At 45.3% G+C, this 10,094-nt stretch carries 5 protein-coding genes; all 5 read left to right on the plus strand.

The genetic code is table 11. From position 1 onward, the window contains the following. Nucleotides 1-503: 503 nt before the first annotated feature. The 5 genes from hpsA to PN462_RS11290 all read left to right on the plus strand — a co-directional run bounded on the left by hpsA (nt 504) and on the right by PN462_RS11290 (nt 9,785). Nucleotides 504-6,566 carry a hormogonium polysaccharide biosynthesis protein HpsA gene (gene hpsA / locus PN462_RS11270; RefSeq protein WP_272128309.1) on the plus strand — a complete coding sequence of 2,021 codons (6,063 nt, stop codon included), beginning with the start codon at nt 504-506 and terminating at the stop codon, nt 6,564-6,566. A 38-nt stretch (nt 6,567-6,604) separates the two neighbouring features. Further along, entirely contained in the window at nt 6,605-7,309 is a 705-nt protein-coding gene (hpsB, locus tag PN462_RS11275) for a hormogonium polysaccharide secretion pseudopilin HpsB (RefSeq protein ID WP_272128310.1), read from the plus strand. Between the two features lie 32 nt (nt 7,310-7,341). Further along, a complete protein-coding gene (gene hpsC / locus PN462_RS11280) occupies nt 7,342-8,382 on the plus strand; it encodes a hormogonium polysaccharide secretion pseudopilin HpsC (protein ID WP_272128312.1) in 1,041 nt (346 codons plus the stop codon). Between the two features lie 26 nt (nt 8,383-8,408). Next, nucleotides 8,409-9,101 carry a pilus assembly FimT family protein gene (locus tag PN462_RS11285; protein ID WP_272128313.1) on the plus strand — a complete coding sequence of 231 codons (693 nt, stop codon included), beginning with the start codon at nt 8,409-8,411 and terminating at the stop codon, nt 9,099-9,101. Between the two features lie 96 nt (nt 9,102-9,197). Continuing rightward, nucleotides 9,198-9,785 carry a pilus assembly FimT family protein gene (locus tag PN462_RS11290; RefSeq protein ID WP_272128314.1) on the plus strand — a complete coding sequence of 196 codons (588 nt, stop codon included), beginning with the start codon at nt 9,198-9,200 and terminating at the stop codon, nt 9,783-9,785. Nucleotides 9,786-10,094: the final 309 nt, after the last annotated feature.

Consider the following 10,094-nt stretch of genomic DNA (forward strand, 5'->3'; position numbering starts at 1 on the left):
ACTGAGTACCAACGATGAATGAAGGTGGTGTTACAGACGTAAAAAGCCCTTTGAAGTTTGTCGAGGCAAACCTTACAGTTTAACTGAGTGGCTGAAGAAGCCCTGAAAATCATGTGCAATTACGCATTTCTCATAACCCTGACCAAAATCAAACACCTTTAAAACCTGTTCATCCGGCACGGGCCAGAAAACTCTAGGATGGGTATAAGTAGGGCTTTGTGGCCTAATGTCAAAAAAAGTCAAGTAAATAGCCTACTAGAGGTTAACCCTGTGCCTTGGTCTATCCGCATAACTACGGATATCCGACCCCCCAATTATATGAACTCTGTATTTTTCTCGGTTGACGTTTCCATTCAGTCCTAGCTATCACTGAAACAGTTAAGTTTTTAGTAAGTGTTCAGATTTAATCGGCGTAGCTCCTCTTTCATGTTGGCTGTAAAACATGAAACCAGCCTCGCCTTTACCCTTCTTTGTCCCTTAATGGATTAGACTTATTAATCCCCATGTCTTCACTCCTAAAACGACTCATTCAGAGTTTACAGGTTCTTGCCCAAGCAATCCTCCGGCTGCCCCTCCGCCTCAGTCGGAAACTTGCCCATTGGTTCATCCTTCGTCGAGAAACCCAAGGGGGGTTTGTCCTCCCCACCGTCGTCATGGTGATTTTAGTGGTCACACTGATCACCAGTGCCATTGTCATACGCTCTACTGACCGAGCGCAAAACGCCAGTAACGTGCGCGTCAGTCAAGTGGTTCTCAATGCCGCCCTACCCGCCGTAGAACGGGCAAAATTGAAACTTAATACCGCCTTTGAAGACCCTACGCTTCCCCAAGGAACACCCTCCGACCTGGCCTTGAATGATGTTCTGGATAAGGATAAATATCAGTTAGGGGATGAAGTTCGTCTGCAACTAGTGGTTGATCTTGATGACAATGACACCATTGATACAGATAACCCGCAATTGAGCCAACGGGAAACTTCTACCCTCGCTTGGCGGTATCCCGTAGATACCAATGGGAATGGAGAATTTGACAGCTTCACCCTTTACGGAATTTACTTTCGGAGTCCGAGAGTCGATCCTGATACCGGAGGATACGAACGACAACGGAGCCCCTTGGATGCTCGCACCCCTCCCCAAGCGAGTGGGAGTCGTGGAGAAGTCTGTGAGGGAGCATTAGGCACAAGTGCTGGCTTAGTCAGTACAGATGGTTGGGACAAAATTGAAGGGGTTTTGAAAAAGAGTATTTATATTTATACAGCCACAGTTCCCATTACCGATCGCAATCAAACGGGTCTGATCACCGATCCGGATAAAGACGCAAACTACGAAAATTATCAAGGAAATACTGCCTTTGCGGGTCTGGAGTATCAACAAGACCGGGTAAGAATTCCCCTAGGGAATAATGCCATTGTCTATGAAGACGACCTCGATATGTTCTCCGGTCCGCCGTTATATATTAATGGTCGGATTGTGGTAAATAGTAACCTCCATGCCGGGGAAAAAGATGGCTTGTATTTCTTGCAAGTCAGTAGTCCTTATTCCTGTTTCTACGAAGCTGAAAACGCCAAACTTATTATCGGGGGAAACATCACCAATAACTTTGTTGGTTCTACTGATCTCGGTACAGATCGAGTCGATGTTGATTTGTTCCAAGGACGGGAAATAAACCCCAAAACGACTTACATTACTCCTAATTCCGTTGGGCCTGAGAGCAGAGCTACGATTTCTACCAGGAGTAATAGTAGTCAAGTGGCTTATAATACCCAAGCCTTTGAAGAACGGATTGCCCTGTTAGTTGAAGCCGCAATGACTGAAAACACTTTCGGGGTTTCTGGGAGTTATCCCACTTATGAAGTTAGTGGGAATGATCCCCAAGAAGTGAGAGATCGTATTACTGATCGCATTAACGCAGAAGTTAACCCGGATACCGATGTGGATCAAGCTCGGCGGGAAGAATTAGAAGTTTGGTTCAGAAACCGAACTCGCCGTGTTCCCTTTGCCGAAATTGGCTTTGCCGATGATGGAACGGAGGGACTCAATAGTAATCAAGTCCTAACAGCACAAAAAACTGATTTCCTGCGTCCCATTGATAATTGGCATAAGCCAGATACAGTTAACGCAACTTTAAATATTGAACAAGACCAACCGCCTGCCACTGAACCGGAAGAACTGAAAGAAAACGATCCTCCAACACTTGAGGAATTAATGGGCGATCGCGCGTTAGCCGGAAATAATTTACCCTCGTTTTGGTATAAACCCAGTCTCAATGATTTTGCCGGAAACTTAGGCAAAGACCCACTAGGAGTACCATGGGACGGTGATCCCCCCAATGATACTCGCTATCGGCAAAGCCGAGTGCGTCAACTGGTGGAATTAGGTCTAACAGAGCGTGATGGCTTCTGGGAAACCAGTGCAGCCACTGTACCCGAAAATCGCTTAGGGAATGAAGGGGGATTACGCATTGTCACCAATGCTGGGGTTTATCTGCCTTTTGATAATAGTACCAACCCTACTAATCGTTCTAATGTTGTTTGGCCAGACTCGATGCCCGTTCCTGTTGGAACACTTCCTCCTAGCGGTGTGATGACTAACGCTGACTGGGCAGATTGGTTAAAAGAAGATACTACTAATAATGGAATCCCAAACGCGATTATTGATCGTGATGGCAATGGTAATCCTGATGTCTTAGACGATACCAACGGCCAACCTCGCCCCTTCTTGAAAATGCGGGCATCCGCCGTTTATCATTACAACCATGAGGAGGGACAAAGGCCGATTGCCTGTGTTAGCAGTTACTATGACCCCACCAATTACGAAACGGCTCAAAATGCAGGTGGTTTACCCTCTGTGAGTGGTCAACTGGCTTGGAATCAAGAGGTAATCGGAACTTTGCCATCAGGGACAGGACGGTCTAATAATGGGATTACCTATAGTGCTAGTGGTCTTTCTGGGTACAACAATGAACTCAATTACATGGCTAACCTTGTCTATCCCAATGGGCGGTTAGTTAACCCTCAACTTAAAAAAGCCTTAGCCACCCCTGCTTCTGACCGCACCTTGGCCGATCAAGGGGCGATTGACTCAACGATCTGTGCCTTGAAAATTTGGGACGGCACGGCTGGCACTCCCACGAAAACTCCCACAGGCGGCTATAATCTCCCCCACGGAACAATCCAAGAGGTTGCCTTCTTGGATGGTCGAGAAGTGAAAGAAATTGAGGGGAATAATATAAATGTCTCTGTCGGTGGTGGTACATTGACTTGGAGTAATCGGGGAAATACGCAAAATAATAACTCAACCGCCAGTAACCGCAATAATTACAGTTTCCAACCGGAGAGCAATGGCCGTACTGGTGCTAGTGGTAGTACCAATGAAAAAATCTCTGAATATGACTTGTCGGTCGAACTGCGTCAACCTTTAGAAATTCGGGCAACCGTAATTGATGTAGATGCCCTGCGGCGGGCAGATGCCGACGATGGAATACGGGACACGGAATGGATGTTACCCGATAGCGGCATTATCTACGCAACTCGGGATGATGCCCTAGCGGATGCCAGTGATAAATCGGCTCGTAGTTCAGCAACTATCCCCTTAACTGATATCGCAGCTACACCGTTTAATGAGTCTGATCCAATTGTTAACTTAGCGGTGCATGAACTAGAGCGCGATCGTCTGAGTCCTACCGACTTCTGGCTCGATCCCACTCGTCGTCCTAGTGCCATCGTACTAATCAACGGTTCTCGTGTGGGACGCGGAGGAATCAATGAGTTTGAAGACGAGGAAAAAGGGTTAATTCTCGCCACCAATCTTCCCACCTATATCAAAGCACAACCCCCCAGTGAGGACATCGCAGGTGGCTTTAATGTCCACGACTACGAAGAATTCACCACTTCTTTAGGTTCAGGCTGGAAAAAGCAAGATTTCTATAGCCGCACAAACTTAGACACCAACTTCGCTTGTCGCCCCGGTGACAAACGACTAGGTGACAAATGTAATGACGGCGATAATTGGCGTGCCGTGTCGGTTCTCTCGGATACGCTCACCTTGTTATCGGAAAACTTCCGCTTTGGTTTTCGCAATGAAGGGGATTACGACCTACGCAATAACCAAACCGATAACTTATTCCGAAGTATCCGAAGTATTGGCACAGGAAGCTTTCCGAACACCAATATTCCCGTCGAAGCCCATGCTCCTCTTTCAACACCCCCTCTAGAGACGATCTCCAAACGGCGTGTTGATAATGGATTCTGGGATAACACCTTTGTCACCAATGGACTCTCTAGTGGGAATACCACGGGAGCATTTGGGACAACGACCAACTACACCGATTTAAGTTATTCCAATCGCACCAATCCCCAAGCTCTCTTTAGTTCATACTTTAATAACTTTGTCACCCCCATTCAACGGCGAGTAGAAGCTCCAGAATACGTCATGGAGATTTGTCGGAAACTTCCCATTTCTGAATGTCTGCCCAGTGATTGGGTAGTGGGTTATGATGCCGATGGTGACAATAACTTACAGGACACTTTTACTGAACCAGGTGTCGATCTCAATGGCAACGGAACAACCAGCGATACTCTTGTTGAAGCGAATATTACATCCGAACAGTTATTGAATTTGGGGACTGTAAATCGGACACAAGTAGGGGCAGGGACAACCGCTCTCCCTCCACGAGATGCGAAGGATCAACACTATCCTCGTCGGGTTGCTTTTAAACGGCAAAATGGAAATTTGGTATTAGATAACAATAGTCCACCCCGTCCTATCCCTCTAGGCATTCATACGGGTGGGAATGTTGATGAATTTCCTTATAGTACCTTTCCCACAGGAACTAACTCTGGCAATGCGATTCAACAACGCAATAATTCTCTCTGGTTTAGAACGACAGATAATACCAATCCCAGTAATCCAACTACGAATGCTGAAGATTTTGAATTAGACCATCCTTTGTTCTACTTTGATCCTCAAGATTCAAGAAACCCAGCCCTCTACGGTTACTATGATGAACGGGATGACTGGTTATTACCGGATGTTCCCCATGACACCGGGAATACTCAATTGGATAATGCGGCGGATGCTTTAAATAATGACAGTGTAATTAATTACACCGTGTGTTTAGGGGGACCCGATGGGGGTGCATCTCCTCAAAACGCTATAACATTTACTTCAATTGGGACAGTATGTAATAGTGCTCTTGTGAATGGTGCAGTGAATGAACTCCCGAATGTGGGAACATCAACGAATAAACTCCTAGATGCAACGGCTCCAACTATACCTATCCAACTGGGACAAGCAGATGGAGCTATAACCCCTACTCAAATTGGGAATTTAGAGGTCTATAACTACAGAATCACCTCTACATCAACAAATCATGTTGTGGGTGATCCAACTAACTCTCCTGTAGAAACCCAAAATTTTATCCACATTGGCACACAAACCGCAGGAAGTCCCATTACTATCACCCTAACTGGGGATAGTAATAGTCTCTTTATCTTCCACCCCAGTGCCAATAACCCGCTATTGTTCCAAAACGTCAACTTAGTCTTAGATGGGGTAAACCCCAATCAAGTTTTCTGGGTATCTCGTCAAGGCATGGTTTTTGCGGGAGAGAATAATCTGGCGGGTAATTTCTTGAGTTTTGGGGGACCCAACAATCAATTAATTATTGATGATATTGGGCAAATTGCAGATGATGCTGGCTATGCCGGTGGTGACTACACCCCCACGAACACCGTAATTCGTAGTGGTCGCTTCTTAGGGTTTAGTAATACTGGAGGAACTTTTGGGGGTACAGAGTTCAATCCCTTCAATACTGCCCTTGGTAGTGGAAATATTGCCATAACTGGGATTACCACCACGCGCCAACCCCTCCTTTCTCCAGTCCTGCAAATCGCTCGCGCTCATGATACAAGACGACCATTTCCTTTTAGCGGTAGTGGCCCTCGTCCTAGTACCGATGCAGTTAATGAAACCTATTGGCTCACCCAAGCGGTTGATACTCGAAATCAACCCAAGCGAGGAACATTTAACCTCATTATGGCAACAGGAGATAGTCCATCTCGCTTTCGTGCCAATAATCCTAGCCTTTTTGAATTTAATGGTGCAGTCTCAAACCTGCCTCGTTTCTTAGAGCAATGGAATCAGACAGGTAGTGATGCCAATGCTTATCCTGTTACGATTCAAGGTTCATTCATCCAACTGCAACGGAGTTCTTATGCCACTGCCCCCTTCTGGCAGATCGAGCCGGGAAATGCAGGAAATAACCTAACAGGCAGTTTTTTGGGGTACTCACAACGGTACGCATTGACGGCGGCAGGTTACAACGACAGCTACTACCCGCCCCAACGGCAGTTTGGTTTTGATGTGGGGTTACTCTCCCAGTTGCCTGACTTATTCTCGCAACGGTTCACCCTTCCACCAACCTCAGAACCCAATGAATATTATCGAGAAGTGGGTCGGAATGATGATTGGATTCAAACCCTCTTGTGTGGGGTACAAGTAAATAATCAGGAGGATGCCGTTAACGAGGAGTATCGACCCGATCAATGTGATACAGAAGACCTCTAACCATGCCGCTTTGTGCAGTTTCAAGAACACAATTCACTATGAAACCTTACCTTTTCCCCCTAAAACCGAAACCCAGTGAATCAGGATTCACGATTATTGAATCCCTGCTGGCTATTGTGGTGGTTGGGCTGTTAATTGTGGCCATCGGCCCGGTGATTGCTTTCTCAGCCGCCACCCGCGTCCAAGCGCGACGGGCTGAGTGGGCGACTCAAGCGGCTCAAGAATATATCAATGGTGTGCGAGCCGGCACGATAGAAGACCCTGAGATTCATTCTTTGTCTCAACATCAAGGGGTAGAATACATTAACCATCTCAGAGACTTGAGTACGCCGCCAGCGAATGGTCTAGATTGCAAGAGTCGCTTCAAGTCTGGAGAAGACGGTTATTGCGATACTCCTGCACCTCAAACGAATCAATATTCGGTGTACTGTTTCGATGGCAGTAACGATGGGAAATGTACTACTGATGAAATGCAAGACTTTCTGATTCAAGTGGGGGGCGTTCAACACGAAGGCTCTAACGGAGAGAATGCAGGTTATCTCTTAGGACTGCGGGTTTATCGCGCCGATGCTTTTGAGGGGGGTGAACCTCTAAAGGCAACCGATGGAGAGGAAAGCCAACAAGCCTTAACTCATGCCGGAGGGTTAGGCGATCGCAAAGCTCCTCTCTTTGAAACCATTACTGAAATTACAGGCATCAATGCGAACTATCAAGACCTCTGTCAACGTCTTAGCGGTTGTTAATTAATCATTAATCTACTCTCTCTGTCACTCCTATGTTTCGTCAAACACCGAAATTCAAAACCCAACGTCCTTGGATAGCTAAAGCTATCCTAAAAGTGAAACGAGAGCAAGGATATACTCTCATTGAGTTACTGGTAGCTATCCTGATTGCGGGTATAGTCATTACACCTTTGTTAGGGTTAGCCATGAATCTACTCCGAACAGATCAACAGGAACAAGCTAAGGCGACCTCGGAGCAAGAAATTCAAGATGCTGCCAATTATATTGCCAGAGATTTAGAGCAAGCGGTTTTTATTTACGATAATCAAGGTCTAAGTAATGCAGGCATTCAAAACGAGATTCCTCCTAATCAGAGTGTAGGCGTTTGTAATAATGCAGATACTTGTAAGCCTGTCCTAGTCTTCTGGAAGCGAAAACCTGTAAAAGATGCAATTCCCATTGATTATCTTAATGAGGAGGATCAAGGGTCAGACTGTACCGACGAGAATAATGCGGATATTTGTGATGATACTTTTGTCTATTCCCTCGTAGCTTACTATCTGATTGAGGATCAGGATAATAATAATGTTTGGTCCAATACTGCCAGAATTGGCCGTTTTGAAGTTTCTGATGGGGTGAATGTTGGCGGGGTTCTCTTGGAGGATGCAGTTGAAGAGAGAGATGACGGGTTTGCCCCTTTTGAATGCCAAATTGGAGAATCCGTGGCCGACTGTCTGAGAACGTGGAACAAGGCTTCTACAGAATATAGTGCTAACTCCTTAGATATTTTGATTGATTTTGTCGATCAGAGTTCAGAGGACACCTTGTTAGGAGAATGTCCTGAATATGACCTACCAGAAGATCAACGCACTTGGTCAACGAGAATTCCCCCCAATCTTAACAACTTCCCCACCAGTTTTTATGCTTGTGTGAAGAATGATAGTCCCCCTTATGTAGCGCGTTTTTACCTTCGGGGCAATGCTTTAGCGCGGATTCGACCCGAAGATAATCCTCCGACCTATAGTGAGGGTCGCTCGGCCTACTTTCCAGAAATACAAACAGAAGTTAGTGCGAAAGGTCGTTTTGTCCCCTAAAATTTTCGTCTCCCATCAGGAGCAATATGATTCAACCATTACTTAAACAGGTTCAGTTTCGACAAAACAAGGAGCAAACTCAAGCGGGGTTTACGCTGGTTGAGTTACTGGTGGCGATTGTCATTATTGGTATTTTAGGAGCTATAGCAGTTCCCGGTTGGCTCGGTTTTGTCAATCAGCGTCGAGTCAATCTCACCAATGATTTTATCTATCAATCTTTAAAAAAAGCACAAACCAATGCAAAAACGGACAAAGTAGAATACAGTGTCAGTTTTCGCATGAGTGACAATAATATCCCAGAAGTGGCCGTTCATCCTGCTTCTCTTGACCCCACGGATACAGAAGATGAAGATGATCTCGATAATTACTGGAATGTGGGAAATTTAGGGCAACAACTCGATCTCCAACCCGGACAAGTGATTTTACAAACCAATTTAGAAGAAGGAGAAGTGAATAAAGGGGTGGAGAATGGAAATTTAACCACTATCGAGGGAGAAGAGACTGTTTATACTTTGACCTTTGATCATTTAGGAGTTTTAGCGGGACAAGAGCCAGATGATAATTTATATCTGGTGGCTGCTGCCCCTCGGAATGATGACGTAACTGAACCGCAAACGTCAACCATGCGTTGCGTGTCGGTGAAAACGATTTTAGGGGCGTTAGAGACGGGGACTGGCCAAGAGGAATGTACGCCGCCAGATGAAGAAAATAACCCTTAATAATCGTAAATAATCGTCAAAGTAGGGGCAATTCCTAAATTGCTGTGAACTCCATAATGAATTATATTAGGACTTAACATCAACTCTCCCATTGCAATGTCTAAGCCGTGGAAAAATGAACAAGGATTTACGCTGCTAGAATTATTGGTTGGCCTCGTTATTATTGGCATTTTAGCCGCGATATTTATTCCGACGTGGTTAGGGTTTCTGCAACGACAACGCTTGAATAAGGCAAATAGTCGGATTTGGCAAGGGATGGAAAAGACTAAGCAAAAGGCGGTGACGAATCAAAGAGACTGGCAGTTAAGTTTTCGGCAAGAGGGAGAAAAGCGAGGAGAGTGGGCAATTCATCCCAGTGTTAAGGGTGATTTTGTTCCAGATCATGTCAATTGGCAACCGTTGGAAGAAGGAATTATTTTTGATATCGAAAATTCTTCGTTTGAACAAGAAGAAACGGGCGAGATTACGGAATGGCGTGTTATTTTTAATCATTATGGTTGTCCGGTGTTTAGGCCGGGGAATGCTTGTACACAAACCTCATTTTGGGCGTTAGGCACAGTAACGGTTAGGCCGCGTAATGATGATACGTTAAAACGTTGTGTGATTATTTCAACGTTACTGGGTTCAATGCGGAAGGCAGAAGGACAAAACACACCGAATAATAAAGATCGGTATTGTTATTAAATCTATCTTGGCTTAAAACCTAAGAGCTTAAACCTGTTAAAAACGGGTTGATCAACCAAAAATATACCTTGGGTTTAAACCCAAGGCTAAGAGCTTAAACCCGTTAAAAACGGGTTGATTAACTCAAGGATAATGGCTAGATACGCTTAGAAAAATATACCTTGGGTTTACAGGGTAAGAGCATCTCAATCATGCTTGACAAAAGGATTGTAGAAGAGTAGTCATGTAATCATCGTCCATAGCAGCACGTTGTCGCTTTTGTCGAAGACTGCGTTGAACAGTAGAGTCTTGACGGAGAAGGTTAAGAGA

Origin of the sequence: Spirulina sp. CS-785/01, from assembly GCF_028330525.1 — a bacterium.
Classification (GTDB): Bacteria; Cyanobacteriota; Cyanobacteriia; order Cyanobacteriales; family Spirulinaceae; genus JAQMSD01.